Annotated in this window: 15 protein-coding genes; 5 read left to right on the top strand and 10 right to left on the bottom strand. The window is 40.1% G+C overall.

The window, feature by feature from the left end; translation table 11 throughout:
- Together malQ and BSR19_RS05410 are read right to left on the bottom strand one after the other, a co-directional pair.
- Positions 1-1500 (bottom strand): 4-alpha-glucanotransferase, encoded by a 1500-nt coding sequence (malQ, locus tag BSR19_RS05415; RefSeq protein ID WP_156246706.1) that lies wholly within the window; start codon positions 1498-1500, stop codon positions 1-3.
- Between the two features lie 262 nt (positions 1501-1762).
- The gene (locus tag BSR19_RS05410) at positions 1763-2755 is read right to left on the bottom strand and encodes a LacI family DNA-binding transcriptional regulator (RefSeq protein WP_064524459.1); all 993 of its coding nucleotides are present in this window, start codon (positions 2753-2755) and stop codon (positions 1763-1765) included.
- A 183-nt stretch (positions 2756-2938) separates the two neighbouring features.
- Here BSR19_RS05410 and BSR19_RS05405 point away from each other — a divergent pair, with 183 nt between their 5' ends.
- The 5 genes from BSR19_RS05405 (at position 2939) to BSR19_RS05385 (ending at position 7899) form a co-directional block, all read left to right on the top strand.
- Positions 2939-4186 (top strand): extracellular solute-binding protein, encoded by a 1248-nt coding sequence (locus BSR19_RS05405; RefSeq protein ID WP_060973274.1) that lies wholly within the window; start codon positions 2939-2941, stop codon positions 4184-4186.
- A gap of 114 nt (positions 4187-4300) precedes the next feature.
- Positions 4301-5659 carry a carbohydrate ABC transporter permease gene (locus BSR19_RS05400; protein WP_080612024.1) on the top strand — a complete coding sequence of 453 codons (1359 nt, stop codon included), beginning with the start codon at positions 4301-4303 and terminating at the stop codon, positions 5657-5659.
- Complete coding sequence (locus BSR19_RS05395; protein ID WP_021144180.1) at positions 5659-6495, top strand: sugar ABC transporter permease; 837 nt, start codon at positions 5659-5661, stop codon at positions 6493-6495. Before BSR19_RS05400 ends, BSR19_RS05395 begins: the two co-directional genes overlap by 1 nt.
- 15 nt (positions 6496-6510) lie before the next feature.
- Entirely contained in the window at positions 6511-7647 is a 1137-nt protein-coding gene (locus tag BSR19_RS05390) for an ABC transporter ATP-binding protein (RefSeq protein ID WP_038676008.1), read from the top strand.
- Positions 7648-7806: 159 nt separating this feature from the next.
- Positions 7807-7899 (top strand): type I toxin-antitoxin system Fst family toxin, encoded by a 93-nt coding sequence (locus tag BSR19_RS05385; protein ID WP_004182539.1) that lies wholly within the window; start codon positions 7807-7809, stop codon positions 7897-7899.
- A 135-nt stretch (positions 7900-8034) separates the two neighbouring features.
- Here the strand turns inward: BSR19_RS05385 and BSR19_RS05380 are convergent, their stop codons facing one another.
- From BSR19_RS05380 to lpdA, 8 genes are all read right to left on the bottom strand, one after another.
- Positions 8035-8223: a twin-arginine translocase TatA/TatE family subunit gene (locus BSR19_RS05380; protein ID WP_002890941.1), complete on the bottom strand. Its 189-nt coding sequence runs from the start codon at positions 8221-8223 to the stop codon at positions 8035-8037.
- 12 nt (positions 8224-8235) lie between these two features.
- The gene (gene tatC, locus BSR19_RS05375; protein ID WP_060973271.1) at positions 8236-8964 is read right to left on the bottom strand and encodes a twin-arginine translocase subunit TatC; all 729 of its coding nucleotides are present in this window, start codon (positions 8962-8964) and stop codon (positions 8236-8238) included.
- On the bottom strand, positions 8951-10636 hold the full coding sequence (locus BSR19_RS05370) for an FTR1 family iron permease (RefSeq protein WP_060973270.1): 1686 nt from the start codon (positions 10634-10636) through the stop codon (positions 8951-8953). The genes tatC and BSR19_RS05370 overlap by 14 nt, the downstream gene beginning before the upstream one ends.
- Entirely contained in the window at positions 10614-11819 is a 1206-nt protein-coding gene (gene efeB, locus BSR19_RS05365; RefSeq protein WP_037600625.1) for an iron uptake transporter deferrochelatase/peroxidase subunit, read from the bottom strand. Before efeB ends, BSR19_RS05370 begins: the two co-directional genes overlap by 23 nt.
- Before the next feature lie 5 nt (positions 11820-11824).
- Entirely contained in the window at positions 11825-12697 is an 873-nt protein-coding gene (gene efeO / locus BSR19_RS05360; protein ID WP_013990617.1) for an iron uptake system protein EfeO, read from the bottom strand.
- Positions 12698-12946: 249 nt separating this feature from the next.
- Positions 12947-16660: a pullulanase gene (locus BSR19_RS05355; RefSeq protein ID WP_156246705.1), complete on the bottom strand. Its 3714-nt coding sequence runs from the start codon at positions 16658-16660 to the stop codon at positions 12947-12949.
- A 417-nt stretch (positions 16661-17077) separates the two neighbouring features.
- Positions 17078-20101: a GBS Bsp-like repeat-containing protein gene (locus BSR19_RS05350; protein WP_082759661.1), complete on the bottom strand. Its 3024-nt coding sequence runs from the start codon at positions 20099-20101 to the stop codon at positions 17078-17080.
- A gap of 265 nt (positions 20102-20366) precedes the next feature.
- Positions 20367-22124 (bottom strand): dihydrolipoyl dehydrogenase, encoded by a 1758-nt coding sequence (lpdA, locus tag BSR19_RS05345; protein ID WP_049546003.1) that lies wholly within the window; start codon positions 22122-22124, stop codon positions 20367-20369.
- Positions 22125-22284: the final 160 nt, after the last annotated feature.

Genomic DNA, 22284 nt, shown 5'->3' with positions numbered 1-22284 from the left:
TTATTTATTACCTCGATTATATCTTTCTGTAATGTCTGTCAAAAATTCTTTCTTGTCGACAGTGATTTCACCTGGGAGCATACGCCATTTCCAGTTTTGACCAACTGTGTTAGGGAAGTTTGTACGGCTATTTTCAGGTTTATCAAGGATATCCTGCATAGTCGCAATAGCTGTGTTGCTTACAGTAGCAAAGAGGGTGCGAAGAAGAGCACGTGTGATTGGTTCACCTTGACGACGGTTGATGTATGCATCAGTATAATCACGTTGCTCTTGCGTCAAGTTGTCGTACCAACCGTTGATTACTTCGTTATCATGTGTACCTGTGTAGGCAACTGAATGTTGTGTGTATACGTGTGGAATGTCAATGCTGTTTCCAGTAGTATCGTAGAATCCAAATTGAACGATCTTCATTCCAGGGTAACCACAGTCTGCAAGAAGTTTACGTGTCTTATCATCAATGTTACCAAGGTCTTCGGCAATGATTTTAAGATCACCCAATTCTTCTTTAACCACTTTGAAAAGGTCATAACCAGGTCCAGGAACCCATTCACCATTTTCAGCAGTTTCATCTCCTCCAGGAATTTCCCAGAAGTCAGAGAACCCTTTGAAGTGGTCAATACGCAAGTAATCATAAAGTTTAAATGATTCTTGAATACGGAATACCCACCAAGCATAATTTTCTGCTTTGTGTTTATCCCAAGCATAGATTGGGTTACCCCAAAGTTGACCAGTTGCTGAGAAGTTATCTGGTGGAACTCCTGCAATGTAACGCGGTTTACATTCAGCGTCTAGTTTGAAGAGATGTGGTTGAGTCCAAACTTCAACACTATCAGCTGAAATGTAGATTGGCATGTCACCGATGATTTGAATACCATTTTTGTTAGCATAAGCTTTTAGTTCTGCCCATTGGCTAAAGAAGAGGTATTGTACCACTTGGTGATATGTGATAACATCAGCAAGTTCTTTGCGAAGTTTCTCAAGAGTTGCTTCATCGCGTTTAACTGCTTTTTTATCATCCCAATCTTGAAGTGCTTTGTTATCGAAGTGTTCTTTGATAGCCATGAAATCAGCATAATCAGCTAACCAGTTAGCATTTTTAGTTTTAAAAGCTTCGAATCTTTTAGTTTCTTTCTTATCTGCTAAAATTGCTTTAACTGCTTTTTCAAGAATTGGACGACGTGCTTCGTAAACTTTAGCATAGTCAATAAACTCAGGGTCTGACCCAAAGTCAGCGTTTTTAACATCAGCTTTAGTTAAAAATTTGTCACGAATAAGGAAGTCCAAATCGATAAAGTGTGTATTTCCTGCTACCGCTGAGAATGATTGGTAAGGTGAATCCCCATAACTTGTTGTAGTAAGTGGCAAAATCTGCCAGTAAGTTTGTTTTGTTTCTTTTAAGAAGTCAACAAAGTCATAGGCTGCTTGACCGAAAGATCCGATCCCGTAGTCACCTGGAAGTGATGTGATGTGCATCAAAACACCGCTTGCTCGTTTGTTCATAACGTTTACCTCAAATTATTTTTTACACTTATTATTATAATGCAAACGCTTGCATTAGTCAAGAATTTTTAACAAAAAAATAAAAAAATTTATAGCTCTTTAAAATAAAGTTCGTAAAACAAGCGCTTACATTACGGGAGTATTTTCTTAAATCTTTATTTCTATTGAATTCGAAAAAATAGGTTTCTTTTTAAACGAAAAAAGTAGCCGGCTGTTTTTCTAACCAACTACTTGGATGCTCCTTAACCTATTAGGGATAAGTTCAGACGCTTTCTCTTTCTATAAGTTTAAATGGAATAATGACTTTTTGCGACTTAATCTTAGTCGCTTTAAGAATCCCAAGAAGGTTTTGAACACTTTCTTTAGCTAGTGCCTGAATATTAATGTCAAATGTGGTCAAGAAAGGATGCATGATTTCAGCAAAAGTCGAATTATTGAAAGAAATAATGGCATAATCTTCAGGAACTCTAAATCCTTGGTTGTTTAACCATTGAATGAGACGAAGGGCAATAAGGTCATCCTTAACAATCAAAGCTGTCGGAGAAAATCTTTCCAATTCCTTTTTAAAAGTCTCGATTGTTCGAGCTGAAAATACAAGTTCAGGTAAGACATCCAAATTTAGATTGTCTGCCGCTTCCTGATACCCTTGATAACGTTCCTGTCCTACTTGCCCAAATAAATCGTCTGTGACAAAACCAATCTTTCGGTGACCTTTTGCCTGTAAGTAGTTCACAGCTTCATGACCTAATTCCTTATTATCATTATCAATATAGGTTACTTTATTTTCATTATCCACTGCTGCTCCAACCACTACAAAAGGTACTTTTTGTTTTAATAAGTAATCTTTAACCGGATCTTTCTTTTCTGAATAGAGAATTATAAAGCCATCTGCCCGTTTTTGGCGATGCATGAGCTCAACTTGCTTGACTAATTCCTCTAGAGTAGCACCCGTAGCAATACTAACGACCTGAGAATGACAACTAGCCTCTTCATTGATTGCTGTTAAAATCTCCATATAGAAGGGCTGGCTGATATTTTCACGGTCTGTTAAGGGAGGAAGAACAACACCTAAACTATGAGTTAAGCCTGTTGCCAACATTTGTGCTGCTGAGTTTGGTACATAACCTAATTCTTCCATAGCTGCTCTTACTTTAATTTTTGTTTCTTCTGATATAGCCGAGTTATCTTTTAATGTCCTACTTACCGTTGATGGGCTGACTCCAGCCTTCTTAGCAACATCTTTAATTGTAGCCATTATGTCCCTCTCATTCTCATAAAATTTTCTTTATAGTCGTAAAATATAAGAACAATTATAAACTAGATGGGTGTTTTATGCAATCGTTTGCAAAAAAAATAATTTTTTTTACAAAATACTTGACAGATTGTGGAAACGGTTGCATAATGATTATCGTAAACTAAATTTCTGGAGGAAATAGAAATGAAAAAATGGCAAAAGGTATTACTTGGTAGTGCTGGATTACTTGTGGCTGGATCGCTCTTGGTAGCTTGTGGGTCAAACTCAAGCAAGAGCTCAAGTTCAGATAGCAAGACTTTGAAACTTTGGGTACCAACTGGCGCTAAGAAATCTTACTCAGATACAGTAGCACAGTTTGAAAAGAAATCTGGTTACAAAGTTGATATGGTTGAAATGGAAGATCCAAATGCTCAAGAAAACTTGACTAAGGATGCTTCTACTGCTGCAGATGTCTTCTCACTTCCACATGACCAACTCGGTAAATTGGTAGACGCTGGAGCTATCCAAGAAATCCCAGAGCAATACTCAAAAGAAATTGCTGATCAAGATACTGAGCAAGCTACTGTAGGTGCTCAATACAAAGGTAAAACTTACGCCTTCCCATACGGTATTGAAACACAAGTTACATACTACAATAAATCTAAACTTAACGAAGAAGATGTTAAATCATATGAAACAATCACTTCTAAAGCTAAATTTGGTAGCAACTTGAAAGAAGTTAATGCTTATGTAACTGGTCCTCTCTTCCTTTCAGTTGGTGACACACTCTTTGGCCCTAACGGTGAAGATGTTAAAGGGACTAACTGGGGCAATGAAGCTGGTGTGAACGTTCTTAAATTCATCGCAGCTCAAAAAGACAACAAAGGATTTGTTAATGTTGATTCAGCTAACATGATGGCTAAATTCGAAGATGGTTCTGTTGATGCTTTCCAATCAGGACCATGGGACTACGCTGCAGCTGCTAAAGCTGTCGGTAAAGACAATCTTGGTATTGCTGTTTACCCAACAGTTAATATCGGTGGTCAAGACGTTCAACAAAAAGCCTTCATGGGTGTAAAACTTTACGCAGTTAACCAAACACCATCTAAAGGTAACGCTGAACGTATTGCTGCTTCTTACCAATTGGCACAAGCTTTGACAAGCAAAGACAGTCAAAATAACCAATTCACTAATGAAGACCGTCACATCATCCCAGCCAACAAAGAAGTTCAGGCTTCTGAAGCTGTTCAAAAGGATGCACTTGCACAAGCTGTAATTACTATGGGTTCATCTGATCAGTACACAACTGTTATGCCTAAACTTAGTCAAATGTCAGTCTTCTGGACTGAAAGTGCTGCTCTTATGAGTGACGCTTATAACGGTAAAATCAAGGAAGACCAATTCCTTACTAAATTACAACAATTTGATAAAGATTTGGCAGCGGCTAAATAAGAATCCTAACAATGACAAGGTAAAGAGGTGGGTCAAGTTCCTATCCTCTTTATCTTTTATTTGTAGACAAAATAGAAACCATCACTAATCACACATTTATCTGAGGAGATATCTATGTCACAAACAATCTACGACACAACTCCTATGCGCCAAGTCTTCAAAGAAGGTACATGGGATGTCAAATTATCCTTTCTGGTAATGGGATTAGCAAACTTGGTTAACAAACAGTTTACCAAGGGATTGCTTTTCCTCCTTTCTGAGATTGCCTTCTTAGTAGCATTCGTTATTCAAATTGTCCCAGCTCTTCAAGGAATGGTTACTTTGGGAACTCAAGAACAAGGTGAGGCCGTTAAAGAAGTTAATGGCGTTAAACTTACAGTTCAGGTTGCTGGAGATAATTCAATGCTTATGTTGATTTTTGGACTTGCGTCATTAATCTTCTGTGCAGTCTTCGCTTATATTTACTGGTGTAACCTTAAAAGCGCTCGCCATCTCATAGCCCTCAAACAGTCTGGACGTAAAGTTCCTAACTTTATCGAAGACTTCAAGACCTTGGCTGATGGCCGTTTCCACATGGGTCTTATGACTGTCCCTTTGATTGGGGTTTTGCTCTTCACAATCTTGCCTTTGATTTATATGATCTGTTTGGCCTTTACTAACTTTGACCACAATCACCCAGCACCTAAATCACTCTTTGACTGGGTTGGTTTCTCAAGTTTTGGTGAAGTCTTACAAGGTCGTATGGCTGGTACTTTCTTCCCACTTTTGACATGGACCTTGATTTGGGCCGTTGCTGCAACAGCAACTACTTTCTTCTTCGGTATTGTCCTTGCCCTCTTGCTTAACACTAAGGGCCTTAAATTCAAGAAAGTATGGCGTACACTCTTTGTTATCACTATCGCCGTTCCTCAGTTTGTATCCCTTCTTTTGATGCGTAACTTCCTTAATGATCACGGTCCTTTGAATGGTTTGCTTCAAACCTTGCATCTCACTAATGGACCTATTCCGTTCTTGACTGACCCAGTTTGGGCTAAGTTCTCTATTATCTTTGTTAATATGTGGATTGGTATTCCATTCACAATGTTGGTCGCAACTGGTATCATCATGAACTTGCCAACTGAGCAGATTGAAGCAGCTGAAATTGATGGAGCAAGCAAGTTCCAAATCTTCAAGAGCATCACTTTCCCACAAATTCTCTTGATTATGGCACCATCATTGATTCAACAATTCATCGGTAATATCAATAACTTCAACGTTATCTACTTCCTTACTGGTGGTGGACCTACTAATTCTGAATACTATCAAGCGGGTTCAACTGACCTCTTGGTAACTTGGCTCTACAAACTGACTGTTAGCGCTAAAGACTACAACTTGGCATCTGTTATCGGTATCTTGATTTTCGCCATCTCTGCAACATTCAGTCTCTTGGCCTACACAAGATCATCTTCATTCAAGGAAGGGGCTGCTAAATAATGAAACGTAAGAAAAATCTATACCTAACTGGTACTTATATTCTATTGACAGTTCTAGCTGTTATCTGGTTGATTCCTATTATCTGGATCTTCCTTACAAGTTTCCGTGGTGAAGGAGCAAATGCGGTACCTTACTTCTTCCCTAAGACTTACACTTTTAATAACTACATCAAACTGTTTACCAGCGATGCTTATCCATTTGGAAAATGGTTCATCAATACCTTCATCGTTGCCACATGTACATGTATCCTCTCAACTTTGATTACCGTTGGGATGGCCTACTCACTTAGCCGTATTAAATTCAAACACAGAAATGGCTTCTTGAAATTGGCACTTGTACTTAACATGTTCCCTGGTTTCATGTCTATGATTGCGGTCTACTATATTTTGAAGGCCCTTAATTTGACACAAACCTTGACATCTTTGGTTTTGGTTTATTCTGCTGGGGCAGCACTTGGTTTCTACATTGCGAAAGGTTTCTTTGATACCATTCCTTACTCATTGGATGAATCAGCAATGATTGATGGGGCAACTCGTCTTCAAATCTTTACCAAGATTACCTTGCCACTTTCTAAACCAATCATCGTCTACACTGCCCTCATGGCCTTCATGGGACCTTGGGTAGACTTCATCTTTGCATCTGTTATCCTTGGTGACGTTAAAGATAAATATACCGTTGCCCTTGGACTCTACCAAATGCTTAACCAAGACGCTATCAATGAATGGTTCCTTCCATTTACCTCAGGTGCTATTATCATCGCCATCCCAATCACCCTTCTCTTTATCTTCATGCAGAAATACTATGTTGAAGGTGTAACCGGCGGATCAGTTAAATAATAAAGGATAAATGATATGACAACTCTTAAACTGGATAAAATTTACAAAAAATACCCAAATGCAACTCACTACTCTGTTGAAGATTTCAGTATCGACATCAAAGACAAGGAATTCATCGTTTTCGTAGGTCCTTCAGGATGTGGTAAATCAACAACTCTCCGTATGGTTGCTGGTCTTGAAGAAATCAGTGAAGGTAAACTCTATATTGATGGTGAAGTGGTTAATGACAAATCACCAAAAGACCGTGACATTGCCATGGTATTCCAAAACTACGCACTTTACCCACACATGACTGTTTATGAAAATATGGCCTTTGGTCTTAAACTTCGTAAATATAAAAAAGACGATATCGACAAACGTGTGCGTGAAGCTGCTGCTAGCCTTGGGTTGACTGAGTTCTTAGATCGTAAGCCGGCAGACCTTTCTGGTGGTCAACGTCAGCGTGTAGCTATGGGACGTGCCATCGTTCGTGATGCTAAAGTCTTCCTCATGGATGAACCTCTCTCAAACTTGGATGCTAAACTTCGTGTCACTATGCGTGCTGAAATTGCTAAAATTACTCGTAATATTGGCGCAACAACCATCTATGTTACTCACGACCAAACAGAAGCCATGACTCTTGCTGACCGTATCGTTATCATGAGTTCTACTAAAAATCCTGATGGTTCTGGTACTATCGGTCGTATCGAACAAATTGGTACACCTCAGGAACTTTACAATGAACCAGCCAACAAATTTGTTGCTGGATTTATCGGAAGTCCTGCTATGAACTTCTTCAATGTTAAGGTTGATGGCAACCGTATCACTAACTCTGAAGGCTTGGATATTGCAATTTCTGAAGGTCAAGCTAAAATCTTGAAAGAAACAGGTTATCAAGGCAAAGAAGTTATCTTTGGTATCCGTCCTGAAGATGTTTCAAGCCGTCCAATCGTTCAAGAAGTATATCCAGATGCCAATGTAGATGCTGAAGTCGTCGTTTCAGAGCTCCTTGGTGCAGAAACAATGCTTTACCTAAAACTTGGAGAAACTGAATTTGCTGCCCGTGTTGATGCGCGTGACTTCCACAATCCAGGTGAAAAAGTAAATCTTACTTTCAGTGTTGCAAAAGGTCATTTCTTCGACGCTGAGACAGAAAAACGTATCAGTTTGTAAAATAAAAAAATCAGCTCAAGAAGGCTGATTTTTTTGTATGGCATGATCAAACTACCTTTTAACTTTTACTTCCTGACACTCACTAAACAACTCTCTCAATCTATGATATAATATCCCTTGGCACCTCGACACCGCCTACGAAGGGAGGTGAGTTTGCCTATGATGGATTTACTATTCAAAACTATCATCGGACCTATTGTGGTCGGTGTTATCCTTCGTCTGATCGACAAGTGGTTAAACAAGGATAGATAGTGCTAAAAAAGACCCCGAGCTTATGTGGAAGTTAGCTTGGGGTCTTTTCTTGCCTATGATATAGACTTACTATTCAATACAAGTGTATTATGTCACAAAAGCTTAGAATTGTCAAGAAAATAGAGTATCTAGGAACTAGTCTTTCTTCCCAGTCTCTTGATCCTTTTTATCTTCATCAGTCTTATTTACAGCTGCTTTAAATTCGGCTAGCATTTTACCGATGGATTGCCCGAGTTCTGGCAAGCGTTTAGGACCAAATATGAGGAGGGCTCCTAGAACAATAATGATAAGTCCTGGGGCTCCGATATCACGTAGAATTCCCATGAGATTTCCTTTCTATTTATCTTTATATTTTCTTTGTTTACGTTTATAAATGAGCTTACTTAGAGTTACGCTAACTTCATAAAGCAAGATTAAGGGTGCCGTCATGGCCAGGTCACTGATAAAGTCAGCTGGTGTTAGAATGACCGCCAAAACCAAGAGAATAAAGTAAGCATAGCGTCTATAGTGTGTCAGAAAAACTGGTGTTATTATGCCGATAGATGTCAAAAAACTCACAACTACGGGAAGTTCAAAGAGAACAGCCAAAGGCACTGTCGTATGCAGTAAAAAACTAAGGTAGTTCTGTGCTGTAATTTGTGTATCAAAGAGCCCTTCGCCTAGTTTTAAAAGCACTTCTAAGATAGCTGGACTCACAAAATAATAACCAAAAGCCAAGCCCAATACAAAACAGACAAAAGTTGCTGGGATATAAGCAAAGATAGCACGCGCTTCATTGTCCCTTAAACCTGGTTTCACAAACTGCCAAATCTGGTAAGTGGTAAAAGGCAGCGTCACCGTAAAAGCCATAAGACTTGCTAGGTTAATGTAAATCCAAAGAATATCGTTAGGCCCTAGAACTAATAAAGGCTTGTCAAATCCTCTGGTTAGATAAGCATAGAGTTGCCCAGCAAACAACAGAGTAATACAAAAAACTAGGAAAAAGCATAACACTACTGCAATGAAACGTCTCCGAAATTCCACCAGATGCTCAACAATAGTCATCTCATCTTTATTTCTTGCCATGCTGTTTCACCGTCACAAAGGCAATAATAGCAAGAAAGATAAGTTGTGGAATCAAGACTTCCCAGCTTGGATAGATACCAGCCCAATCAATTGTTGGGAAACCACTAATCAAATGATTAGACATCATATTAGTTAACTGAAGGGCATGAAGACTGACACCGAGCATCTTGAAGGCCAAGGCATAAATCAACCAAGTCAAAATAAAGAAAATGCGGTGCGGTTTAATATAGTGACTCGCTTTAGTCATAGCCACAGCAATGATAACAAGAACTGCAATGGCTGAAGCAATACCAATCAAGAAATTAGCTGTCGTGATACGTGGGACAATACCGACATAGAAAAGAATAGTCTCGGCACCTTCACGGAAGACAGCCAAGAAACTGAGTGCAAACATGGACACAAAGCTTCCAGTAGCCGTCACCGTCTTCATCTGGCGATCCATAAAGTCATTCCACTGTTTGACTGAAGACTTGCTATGGAGCCAAATTCCAATCAGAATCATCATCGCAACTGCAAAGATACCAACGCCACCTTCAATAATTTCACGGTTAGCCCCCGAGGTCACAGCTGGAAAGACAACTTGTAAGATAACAGCTATAACTGCGCTAGCAAGAACACCAGCAATGGCTCCGCCATAAACCCATTTGAGTCCCTTACGCATCTTGGCTGCCTTAAGAGTTGTCACAAGTGCCATAACAATGAGGAGGGCTTCAACCCCTTCACGTAAGAGAATCAACATGGCATCAAAGGCATTATAAGAAGCACTTGTATCAATAGCAGATAAGTCTGTGATCAAGGCTTGCAGTTTGTCCTGATAAGCTTTTTCTTTTCCCTTAACCATGATAACAGGTGTTTCACTTTCCACACGCGTATAAAGGCTTGGATTAGTTGTGCTTACATCGCCTTCAATGGTTGGCCAGATAGTGATGAACTTCTTCATAGTTGCCGCAGCCGTTTTTTCATCACCTGCTTGGAATTGACCTAGAGCCTTTTCCAAGAGCTTAATACCATCTTTTAGGGTTAAACTTGAGCTTGTGCTATCAAGAGGGACACCCTTGATAAAGTCATCAATCCCACTCTTGAGATCATCATAAGATGACTGGATGCTGGTGAAATCAGTAGGCTCCGTCTCAATGCTACTTCGCAAAAGTGAAATGGCCGTCTCAATCTTGCCGTAGTAGGCAGTACTGTGGTCACGGACAACAGCTTCATTTCTCGTCCAAGCATTATTTAATTCACTGTAAGTTTTGCGTGTTGCAGCCAGGTCTTTGGCCGTAATGGCATCCTGTAAGTTTTTGAAATAAGGCTCTAGGCGTGTTTCAAGTTTTTCCTTTTCGGCATCTAAATCAACAGGATTTTGCTCTTTCTCAAATTTAAGAAGGGCTGACGAAATGGAGGTTAGGTCCTCTTCTGTCACGTCACCCTTAATATCAAGAGCCTTGCTAACTTTTTTACCTGCCTTGGAATCGTGATTTTCTTTTGTTTCGAAATCAGTCTTAATCTCAGCAACCAATTCCTTAGCTTTAGCTTGATCTTTATTTTGAACAGCTGTTGTCGCATCTGTAATTTTGATATAGAGGTCACTGTATGATTCAGCAGCTACTGGATAGGTCCAGAATAAGGCCAGAAGCCCAAGCAAAACGAGGAGTTTATTCAAAGAGTGCTTGACCAAGGTAGCCTCCTTTCTCCACCCCAGCAAAGCAAGCAAAGAGCCCACTTCCGATATGGGTGATGTACTCGTTCATCTTGTCTACAGCACCAAGATTGGTCTGAATTTTAACAAAACGGTCTGGATCCTTCTGGTAGGCAATGAAAATCAAACCTGAATCAAACTGGCCAGTTCTCTCATCAATGCCATCTGAATAAGAATATGAACGACGTAAGATAGGAAGGTCTACTTCTTTAGCCAAACGGACATGCGAATCTACAGGAAGTTTAGATAAATCTACTTCATCAAACTCATCTTTCTTACCAAAGGGAGCGCCTGATTCCTTGTAACGACCAAAGGTGTTTTCCTGCTCTTGCAAATTAGTACGATCCCAAGTTTCAAGGTGCATCTGTACCAGACGAAGAGCCATATAAGAACCACCCTTCATCCAATCTTTACTATCAGTCCAGACAACCTTGTCGAATTCCTTTTCTGTCGTAACATTGGCAGTACCGTCCTTGAAACCAAAAAGATTTCGAGGCGTTTCCTTGCGGTCTCCGATGGCTGCAAACCCTGATTTGCTCCACTTCATGGTGATTTTATTACGACCTTTACGAATCAGATTGCGGACAGCGTGGAAAGCTACTTGTTCATCATCTGCACAGGCTTGAATAACGATATCTCCACCCGTATACTTGTCCTGCAACTGCTCCTTAGGAAATGGAGGCAAATCACGGAAGAGCTTAGGACGTTTGGATTCTAAACCAAGTTTTTTAAGAAAATCAGCCGAAACTCCAAAAGTCAGACTCAGGCGATAGGGATTGAGTCCCACCGTTTCGCCTGTATCCGTAGGAGGCAAGAGGGCATTAGAACCATCTTTTTTGACTAACTCTCCTTCGACCAATTTACTACTATAATCGGTCCAGTCTTTAAAAAGCTGGATGACTTCTTTTTTATCGGTTGTATGAAGATCTAGCACCACCAAGTAGCAAGCCTTCTGCATAGGAGTCGTAATCCCAGCCTGGTGCTTGCCAAAGAAGCTAATATCTTCATCACCATCATAAGCCTTTTTACTTGAACTATCCTGATTAGCGAAAAAAGCAGATGCACCAGAAAGACCAAGCGCAAGCCCAGCCCCTCCAATACCTGCTTTTTTAAGAAATTCACGACGGTCCATTTTTTGATCTAAAAATTTTTCGTCAGTCATTTTTCTTACTTCCCATCTAGGATAACACCCATTTGTGATAATGGTTCACCAAGTTTAGTTACAGCTTCGGCCAATTCCTTAGTATCTGCCTCACTCAAATCTGTATAAGACTTATAGTTTTTCTCATCAGTCATGTGTTTGTCCAAAAGACCATTCACATTCTTGAATTCAGTTTCCAGAGTCTTAACAAGTTTAGCATCTTTCTTTTGGATCAACGGCTTGAAAAGTTCAAAGATTTTTTCCGCTCCCTCAATATTGGCACGGAAGTCGTAAAGATCAGTGTGTGAGAAGACCTCTTCTTCACCTGTAATCTTTTGAGTGGCAACTTCATTAAGAAGGTCTACAGCACCCGTCAGCATGATATCTGGAGTAACTTTAACAGTTGCAATTTTAGCCTTGAGTTCCTTAATATCGTTAACCAATTGATCTACATAGGCAGCTGTACCCTCTGTCGTGTTATCTTGCCACATGATACGTTCGATACGGTGGAACCCTGACCAACCGTCTTCTGATTTATTTTCGTCCATGTAATCAACCAAACGGTAGTCGATTTTCACGTCAGACTCACCAAAGCTTTCTGCAATCGGCTCTGAACGCTCGTAAGCCATACGAATCAATGGATATTGTTTCTTAGCTTCTTCAAGATTTCCTGACTTGAGGGTTTCACTGAATCCTTCAGTATCTTTCAAAAGCTGATCAATTTCGCCTTCAACGAAAGTCTTATAATCACTTGTGGCCTGCTTCAATTGCTTTTGCTCACTGGCTGTGAGTTTTGGGCTAGTTGAACTTGAATTACTTGAATTACCAGATTTGGCACAAGCCGTCAATAAAAGTCCTGATGCCAAAAGAACAACACCAAGTTTGCTAAGTTTTTTCATGAATGTCTCCTATTTTCAAGATAGTGTTCGACATTTGTCGTTATATATGTGAATCGTCGTTTTATCATTAATAAAGAACGAACGATGATAAGTCAATAATGATCTCTCGTATGTAAGAGAACATATCTAAACTAACAGAAGAAACCAGCACTGTCAACGGTTTTAGGCTATTTAAGAACTATTCTAAAGAGCAGATAAGAATGATTCTAAATAAAAGAAAACAACAGGAAATAACCTGTTGTCACTTATTTATTTCATCCGTCGTTTTCTAAGGAATCCTAGGCTAAGAATGCTTAGAAGACCTGCTAAAAAGAGTCCACGATTTGTCTTTTCACCAGTGTATGGCAGTTGTTTATCAGTCTGACGACTAGCTTCAGTCTTAGCCTGACCATTGTCACGATTAACAAGTTCAGCATCTCCAACAAGGTCCTCTTTACCTGAAGCCTTGACATTTGCTTTAGTTGCTTCAGTATCTTTACCACCAAATGACCCGGTCTTTTCAGAAGGCTGATCTACTGCCTCAGTTGGCGTCTGAGCATTAGTCAAACGAATAATAGTCGCTGTTAGTGGATCCAAGGTCAAGATGTGATTGTTGATTGTCACACCTGATAACTCACTAATTCCAGATAAATTGACTTGACTGCCATCTGCCAAAACCATATAAGATAGGCCATTTGTAATCTTGCTCAAATCAAACTGACGAGCCTTGCTATCAGCATTGACATAGACAAGGTAACGATCTCCATTCGAAGCAACAGTTTGGTATCCCAATACCAAATCTTCTTGAGCGACATTGTCCTGACCAAGAACTGTCAATAGCGTTAGACGTGCATCTACATCTGCTTTTGATTTGAAATTGAAGGCATCTGTCGACTTACGTAAGGCGATCAAACCTTTGGTAAAGGCACGCGTTTTCGTATTTTCTGGGAAGGTCTGGCTATCAGTCGCCTTAGTCCAGTCAAAATGGTTAACCGCATCACTTGAATCATAAGAATCATGGATGAAGTAAGGATAGTCAAATGGATTGCCCTTTTCATCCACTAAGAGATGTGACTTATTCGGCACCTTGTCCTCAGACACAGGATAACGGTAGGCAGGATCACGGAACTGTTTGGTGCGGCCGTATTCCTGACCAGAGTGAATAAATGGTGTTCCCTGAGCAGTCAAGACCATGAGGTTTCCTAGACGCAAGCGACGATGAATTTCAGCATTATTCTCAGGCTTGCTTGGATCCTTCTTGATTGATTGGGCAATAATATCAAAAAGGGTCAAATTATCGTGAGCAGCAATATATTGAATCACATCACCTGGAGAATCAGCCTCGAAGTTAGTTGGTTGTGCCTTGATATTGTCAAAGACCTTATTAATGTCACGTTTGCCACCTGTGATAAAGGCAGGTGTCCCCTCGTTTGGATAACCAGATTTGAGGGTGTTTCGAATATCGTCTGAAAATACAGCTACGGTATCTGTGTCTTTCATCCAAGACTGATCGGCAGGCTGAACAGCGCTGTTTTCATCGCCAGTATAAGTCACCCAGCCCTCACCAAGCATAATAAGATTTGGATTTAGAGCGCGTGCTGTATGATAAGCTTGCTCGATACTTTCAGCATCATGGTCACCCATCATATCAAAACGGAAACCATCCACCTTGTATTCTTTAGTAAGATAAGCAATCGAATCCACTAAGACACGACGACTCATATAGTGAGTCGTGCCTAGACGCCCCCCTCCAAAACTCGAACGAGGAGTGCCATCAGCATCCATAAAGTGATAATAATTTGGCTCAAGGTCTTCAAAAATAGCTGTCTTAGCTGTATGATTATAGACCACATCCAAGATAACGCCCATACCGTGGGCATGAATAGCAGCAACTAAATTCTTGAATTCTTCGATACGTTTAGCTGGTTCACTTGGGTTTTCAGAATACATACCCGTCAAAGAGAAATAGTTTTGTGGATCATAGCCCCAGTTGTAGTTACTATCACTTGATGCATAGGCATCCAAACGCTTCCCATTTTGCATTTCATTGACAAAATAGTAGCTTAATACTGGTAAAAGCTGAATATGGGTAACACCGAGATCTTTAAGATAATCCAAACGCTCTGCAAAGGCTGCAAAAGTCCCAAACTGGTGTTTCAATTCAGCTGAGATAGCCTTATCAGAAGTGAAATCTCGGACATGAGCCTCATAAATGATGGCATCTTCTCGAGATTTAAAGTTTGGAATCTTAGCGTAGTCAAGATCTTTTGGTCCATAATTAGCAGGATCTACAAAGGCAGCCTTGGCAATCTTGTGTTCAGGTCCCTTGCTGGCATCGTCACTATTCCAAGCAGCCAAAGACTTAGCATAAGGATCCAAAACGATTACTGACTGATCACCACGTTTAATGCGATATTGATAGAAATAACCTGTTAAGTTTTCCAAACCAAGATCAGTCGCAAGCAAGTCAGCTTGCCAAGTCCCTCGAGGTCCTTTGCTTAGGGCATGTTCAGCAAGAACCATGTCTTGATTATTCTTATCATAGACAATGATATCTACTTGATCTGCACTTGGTGACCAAAGTGTCACATGTGCCTTAGTACCATTCTCTTGAAGACGGGCACCCAATTCACCATCGTAACTGTAGAGCGTATCCTTCAATTGCCAACTCTCAGACGTTTTAAAACTATCATTACCCAAAGTGACCTTGTAAGGTAGATTTTCCGCAGCAAAATCACCTGTTAATGTAGCTTTTTTGAGTTTAGCATCCAACTCAAGCTGTTTAAGAGTTGCACTGTTACCATCCTTGTCTGTCACCTTTAGGTCTTTGAGAATATCCTCAGATGAAACATCTTCTAAATTGGTGAAGCTAAGTTCGATTTGGCTTGGACTAAGCTGCTGAGCTCCAGTCAAACGCACATCCTTAACAAAATAAGGGTTGGTGTAGACTGTCGTATCAGTATCTCGTACGAAAAGCTGACGAGTTTTTTTCAAGTCACTAAATTTATAATCATTTGGTTGAATTTTCACATCATCTCCTATTTTGCTCTCATCTAAGAGTAAAAATCCGATAGATTTAGCAGCCTCGGTTAGCGGAATGTCTAAATAGGCACCATACTTACCATTTGGTTGGAAATTGACACCATCAGGCCAATTACTTGGAGCGTCCTTAACATCACCCCAATACCAGACAGACTTATTACTATAGTCGCCATCCGTACGGAAATAATTGATACGAACGTGATCTTGAGGGATAGGTTGATAACTGTAAACTTGAAAATCCTTGTCAATCCAAGCCTCATTCATTTGAGGGCTAAGAATTTCCACTGCTTTATCCCCTGAAAGGTTCGTTCCAGCGGCATTATTAATAAGGAAGCTAAGTTTTTTAGGTGTTGAAGACAACTTCACATCCAAGTAGACACCATAATCATCCTGTTTGGCTTCTGCAAATGAGGTTGCTCCTGTTGGCCAAGCACCTTTCTGAGATGATGGCGTCTCCACATCATCCCAAGTCCAAAGCCCAAGTGATGCCTTATCCTGACTTGGCAACTCTTGGAAATGCAAGCGAATAGACCCCTCAGCAATAGGTTCCTCAGATGCATTAGTGAGAGCTTGACTATTATTAGTACTTACTATTTTTGGCGTGTTTTCGCTAGTTTCAGTTAGCTTGGTAGGCTCAGTACGGCTAGTATTTTCTGCTGGAAGAGAAACTGGCTCATTTTCCTTGGACACTGTGGTATTCTCAGCTGTTAGAGGAGCTGTTGGCGTTTCAGTTACTAGACCACTGGTGGTAAGACTAGAATCAGCTGATTCTACCTGTGTACTTGAGGCAGGTGTTGACACTACTTCTTCTGCCTTGACTCCATGAGTAGCAGCAAAGCTCAAAAAAACAGCTCCAATGGTTACAGAAGCCAACCCTAACTTGTACTTGCGAAGACTATAACGAAGGACTTTTTCGTCATTAGTTTGAGTATTCCTTTTCATACTAACTCCTTTTTGTTAACGTTTTCATGTTTTTTAATATACCATTTAGATTAGATTTATGCAAGCGTTTTCTCTGCGAGATTATTAAAAAGAGAGAACCATCAGATTCCCTCGATTTATTAATTATATATCAGATTAAGCAAAGATTGAGAAGAATGGTGCACCAAGTTTAGTATCCATTACATCTCGACTCTGAACACCGTGAATGTAATCCAAAGAATACCAACCATTGTTATTGGCGTTAGTTAAATTGAATAAATTTGTATTTTAGTATAAGAAAGCTAATATGTAAATTAGTTTCCTTCATATCTATAGAGGACATGACTTGAAGAAGACAACTTGATAAATTCATTTTTTAGCACCATATCACTTATAAATCCATCGAAGTTTATGTTTTGAATAAAAAGCGGTTCAGGCTTATAAACGACGATTACGTGGAGCAAGAGCTGTCTCACCAAGGTTAAATCCATCTACAGTATTGTCTACATAGTCCACATAAACGTGAGTCGTATAGTTACCAATGAGATTCTTATGATTAACAGTCGATACATTGATTTCAGTATGTGTTCCAGTAGGTGCTGTATTGTACCAAGAAAGGTTTCCTTGGTTGCTCTCAGACCATACAGCTACACGAATATTCTTAATCTGACGTCCTTGTGGAGCTTGATCAACAACAACTGTAAAACTACCTGCTTCTGAATTAACATTAGTGATATAGGTTTGCGTTTTAGTCTTAGCATTACGGAATTCAACTGTTGTCGTTGTCCCTCCTACACCAACTTGTGACCCATCATTTAAAATGTAGTACAAATGAATATTGTACAAACCTGTTGAATTTTTGTGGTTAGTAGCTTGAACATTTACCGTATAAGTACCATTAGCTTGACGTGTTGCTTCATACCAACGAATATCATCTTGTCCGTCTTTTTCAGACCAAATAGGTACTTGAACAGTGCGAACACCTTTAGGACTATAAACATCACTGATAATGACATCAAAAGTACCAGTATCATTATTGTTATTAACAACTGAAATAGTACCGACTGGCTTATTATGTTTTACGTCTACAATGGTTTCAGTGACATAATGACGTTGGTTGGCATTATCTACGATGTAAACGTCAGCACGGTAATTTCCTAGTGAATTCTTATGCTCACTAGACTTGATTGTTACACGATAACTACCATCAGATTGACGACTAGCCTTGTGCCAAACGAGATCATCTTGTCCATTAACGAGACTCCATGAAGGAACTAAAACTTCCTTAACCCCATTTGGTGCTACGATATTGCGGATAACAGCGTCAAAAGTACCTAAATCGGCATTATTATTTTCAATAAAGAGGCTTGCACTAGGACGAGTTTGAGTAACTTCTACCACTTTTTCAGTAAGGTAGAAACGTTTGTTAGAGTCATCTACAAGGTAGGCGTCGGCACGGTATTTACCAGTTGAATTCTTATGATCCGTTGCTTTGATAGTCACTCGGTAAGAACCATCGGCTTGACGAGTTGCCTTATGCCAGATAAGGTCGTCTTGACCACCAGCTAAACTCCATGAAGGAACAAGAACTTCTTTCAAACCTGTAGGAGCAACAATGTTACGAACAACGGCATCAAAAGTACCTGCTGCAGTATTGTTGTTTTCAATCGTAAGGAGACCACTTGGTCGAGCATAATCAACAGCCACTACTTTTTCAGCAATATAATGGCGATTGTTAGAGTTATCCACGATATAAGCATCGGCACGGTAATTTCCTTTAGTGCCCTTATGCTCACTTGCCTTAATGGTTACACGATAGCTGCCATCAGTTTGCTTAGTCGCCTTATGCCAAATAAGGTCGTCTTGACCATTTTCAAGACTCCATGATGGCACCAAAACTTCTTTAACACCTAGTGGTGCTGAGATATTAGTGATAACGGCGTCAAAAGTTCCAGCCTTAGCATTATTGTTTTCAATAGCAAAACTTGCTTTAGGTTTCAACTGCTCAGGTGTCTTACCAATGAAGACTTGCGTAGTTGTTCCACCAACACCCGTCAATTGACCATCTTTTTGAACATAATAAAGGTGGATATTATAAAGCCCTGTCGAGTTTTTATGCGCTGAAGCCTTAACGTTTACTGTATAAGTTCCATTATTTTGACGGTTAGCAGTATACCAGATAATGTCATCTTGACCATTAATTTCTGACCAAATTGGAACAGAGACTGTTTCAACACCATTTGGTGCTTTGACATTAGAGATGACTACATCAAAGCTACCAACAGTTGGATTATTGTTGACAATAGAAATGGTTCCACTCAAATTGCCTTGAGTTGCATCAACCTCAGCACTAGCATTAGCTGTGAAACGTCCTGTATAATCCACGCTGTGGTCGAAGACATGTTTACCTGACAAGAGATTAGCCGTAGCTGTAAACTGCCATGCACCAGTTTTGGCATTATAGCGCATGTTTTTGGCGTTCGTTGCTGTAAGAGTTGATGATGGGTACTGTGCGACCCAGAAATTTTCAATACCAAATTGAGAGGTTGAGACAGGTCCACGATAGCCTAGATTGTTCTCATCCAACCAGCTAGCACTTGTATAGAACATCAAGTTGTTGTATCCATGCTTACGCATTTCGTTAACCCAAGCTTGAGTGTTACGGTTGATATTTGGAAGCATCTTAGAGTCTTCGAAATCGTTAACCATAACAGTACTCTTTGGAAGGTTAAGGTTTTGTGCAGCTTGAATGTAGAAACGAGCCTCTGCACGTGCTTCTTCCTCTGTTGTGTATCGAGAAAAATGATAGGTAGATACTTGAAGATCGGCAATTTGAGCATTGCGAACTTGTGATGGTGCTTTAGGGTTGTTGTACCAAGTATCCTCAGTCAACTTGACAACGACACCACCAACACCTTGGCGTGCAAGAGCACGATAGTCATCTACACTGATTTCACCATTATGGCTGCTGACATCGATAAAAGTCTTCGGTTGAACCTTAAGGGTTGGCGAAGGAACATCCGTAGAATTCGTTAATTTAGCAGGTGTTGCTACAGTGCTGTTTGACGTTTCAGAATTTGTCGCACTTGTAGAAGCTGTAGCACTTTCTGAACTTACTACAGAAGTCGCAACTGAATTTGATGTTGCAGCAACAGTAGAGTTAGCTACCGAAGTTGATGCCGTTGCAGCCTCGGAACTCTGTGAAGCAGGAGACGTAGATACCGCTGGAGCACTAGCTTTTGTCACTTCACTCGAAGCTGCGGGTGCTGAAACCGTTGAACTAGGAGTTACAGGTAAGGCTGCTTCTCCACCAAAAATCTCAGCCGCTGTCGCAGGTTGATACTGATTTCCTTCAGTAATAGAAGGCGTTTGTGTTGCCACTTCGTCTGCTTGAGCAACCTGAGTAGTTACAGCCAAGAGAACAGCCGCACTAGCATAGTAGATAAAATCTTTTGTTCGCATTTAACTTTCCTTTTGCATTTGTAATACTTGAACCATTTTACCACAGAAAAACTCTCGTGGAAAGGTTATTATTAAAAATTTTCTAAATAAAATAGAAATATTATAAAATTATAAACAAACTTTCTCTCTTGATAGAAAACTCTTTAACTTATTATTCGTATGTTTCTATAAAACTATTGAAAATCCGTAACGATTTTTTCAAATAAATACAAATGAAAATGTATGAAAAAATTCCCGAACCTTTGTCCGAGAATTTAATTTATCTTTATTTACGTTTTGGTGGGTTATGGATAGCTTCTCCAAGTACATCAGCAAAGGCTTCGTACATGTTTTCAGAGAAGGTTGGGTGACCGTGGATAGATTGCAAGAGCTCATCTACAGTCAATTCATTTTCCATAATTGTTGACGCTTCGTTAATCAATTCAGCTGCAGCCGGTCCAATGATATGAACACCAAGGATTTCATGGTACTTCGCATCTGCAACGACTTTAACAAAACCTTGAGCTTCGTTTGAAGCAATAGCGCGTCCATTACCAGCAAAGCTTGATTTACCAATGAGTACATCACCATATTTAGCGCGTGCATCTTCTTCAGTAAGACCACACATTGCGACTTCTGGGTGTGTGTATACAGCAGCTGGTGTGTAGTCAAGGTGAGCCTTACGAACGTTACCATGCATAGCATTTTCAGCCGCAACTTCACCCATACGGTAAGCAGCGTGAGCAAGCATCTTAGTTCCGTTTACATCACCCGGTGCATAGATACCAGGGATTGATGTTTCTTGATAAGCATTCACTTTGATACGACCACGATCTAATTCAAGGTTAAGATTTTCAAGACCATCCAACTGAGGAACACGACCGATTGAAAGAAGGGCGCGATCAGCTACAATCTCTTCACCATTATTGAGTTTAAGGGTCAATTGGTTGTTAGCTTCAACAATTTCAGAAACACCAACAGAAGTCATAATCTTCATGCCCTTCTTAGCAAGGATTTTTTGAAGTTCAAGTGATACTTCTTTATCCATAGCAGGGATAATGCGGTCAGCCATCTCAACAACAGTTACTTCTACACCGTATGAAGCATAAACAAGACCAAGTTCGATACCAACGACACCACCACCCATAACAGCAAGTGATTTAGGCAATTCACGCAAGTCAAGGATATCATCTGATGTCATCACAAGTTGTGACTCAATTCCAGGGATATTGATACGTGAAACTTTTGATCCAGTCGCAAGGATAATATTACGTCCCTTGATTGTTTCTGAACCAATAGTAACTGTCTTATCTGGGTTAACTTGACCAAGACCATTGAAAATAGTAACCTTGTTAGCCTTCAAAAGACCTTGAACACCACCAGTAAGTGTCTTAACAACAGAGTTCTTAAAGTCAACAGTCTTATCCATATCGATAGTGTAGTTTGTTGACGCTAGGTTGATACCACGACCTGCAGCAATCTTAAGCCCATCAAGGATTTCTGCATTTTTAAGGTAGGTCTTAGTTGGAATACATCCTTTATTCAAACATGTTCCACCAAATTCAGATTTTTCAATGATAGCAACCTTACCACCAAGTTGTGCCCCACGAATGGCAGAATAGTAACCAGCAGGACCACCACCGACAACAATAATATCGTACTCATTATCAGCAAGTGGTGCTTTTTCTGCAGTAGCTGCTGGAGCAGCTGTGGCAGGAGCTTTAGGAACTTCAAGACCAGCAGATTCTAATTGAGCAGTTGCTTCTGCAACAGGTGCACTGGCTGCATTATCAGCCACAACTTCACCCTCCGCTCCAATATAACCAATAACCTCAGTAACTGGTACTGTTTCACCAGCCTGACGCGTAATCTTCAAAAGAACACCAGAATCTTCTGCTTCAAGTTCCATGTTCGTTTTATCTGACATGATTTCAAGAAGGATATCTCCCTCATTAACCACATCACCCTCTTGTTTCTTCCACTCGATGATTTCGCCTTCCTGCATGTCCACACCGAGCTTAGGCATAATAATCTCAAAAGCCATATTTTACGATACTAAGAACGCTAAAATGCGACAGAATTTTAGGAGTTTTACGTTAGTGTGCTTGCACACAAGTAAAACTATCTAAATTCCGAAGCATTTCGTTCGAGTTCAAATCGACTCGAACGCTTTAACGCCCTCTCCTTTCTATTTAAAACTTCAG

The organism is Streptococcus salivarius (assembly GCF_009738225.1).
GTDB lineage: Bacteria > Bacillota > Bacilli > Lactobacillales > Streptococcaceae > Streptococcus.
Note: the sequence above shows the minus strand (reverse complement) of the source record. Positions and strands in the feature narration are given on the sequence as shown.

Bases quoted from the DNA above. Each gene is read 5' to 3' on its own strand.
- BSR19_RS05395 (WP_021144180.1), top strand. From the start codon at position 5,659: ATGAAACGTAAGAAAAATCTATACCTAACTGGTACTTATATTCTATTG.
- efeB (WP_037600625.1), bottom strand. From the start codon at position 11,819: ATGACTGACGAAAAATTTTTAGATCAAAAAATGGACCGTCGTGAATTT.
- tatC (WP_060973271.1), bottom strand. From the start codon at position 8,964: ATGGCAAGAAATAAAGATGAGATGACTATTGTTGAGCATCTGGTGGAA.
- BSR19_RS05380 (WP_002890941.1), bottom strand. From the start codon at position 8,223: ATGGGAATTCTACGTGATATCGGAGCCCCAGGACTTATCATTATTGTT.
- BSR19_RS05410 (WP_064524459.1), bottom strand. From the start codon at position 2,755: ATGGCTACAATTAAAGATGTTGCTAAGAAGGCTGGAGTCAGCCCATCA.
- lpdA (WP_049546003.1), bottom strand. From the start codon at position 22,124: ATGGCTTTTGAGATTATTATGCCTAAGCTCGGTGTGGACATGCAGGAA.
- BSR19_RS05350 (WP_082759661.1), bottom strand. From the start codon at position 20,101: ATGCGAACAAAAGATTTTATCTACTATGCTAGTGCGGCTGTTCTCTTG.
- BSR19_RS05355 (WP_156246705.1), bottom strand. From the start codon at position 16,660: ATGAAAAGGAATACTCAAACTAATGACGAAAAAGTCCTTCGTTATAGT.
- malQ (WP_156246706.1), bottom strand. From the start codon at position 1,500: ATGAACAAACGAGCAAGCGGTGTTTTGATGCACATCACATCACTTCCA.
- BSR19_RS05405 (WP_060973274.1), top strand. From the start codon at position 2,939: ATGAAAAAATGGCAAAAGGTATTACTTGGTAGTGCTGGATTACTTGTG.
- BSR19_RS05385 (WP_004182539.1), top strand. From the start codon at position 7,807: ATGATGGATTTACTATTCAAAACTATCATCGGACCTATTGTGGTCGGT.
- BSR19_RS05390 (WP_038676008.1), top strand. From the start codon at position 6,511: ATGACAACTCTTAAACTGGATAAAATTTACAAAAAATACCCAAATGCA.
- BSR19_RS05400 (WP_080612024.1), top strand. From the start codon at position 4,301: ATGTCACAAACAATCTACGACACAACTCCTATGCGCCAAGTCTTCAAA.
- efeO (WP_013990617.1), bottom strand. From the start codon at position 12,697: ATGAAAAAACTTAGCAAACTTGGTGTTGTTCTTTTGGCATCAGGACTT.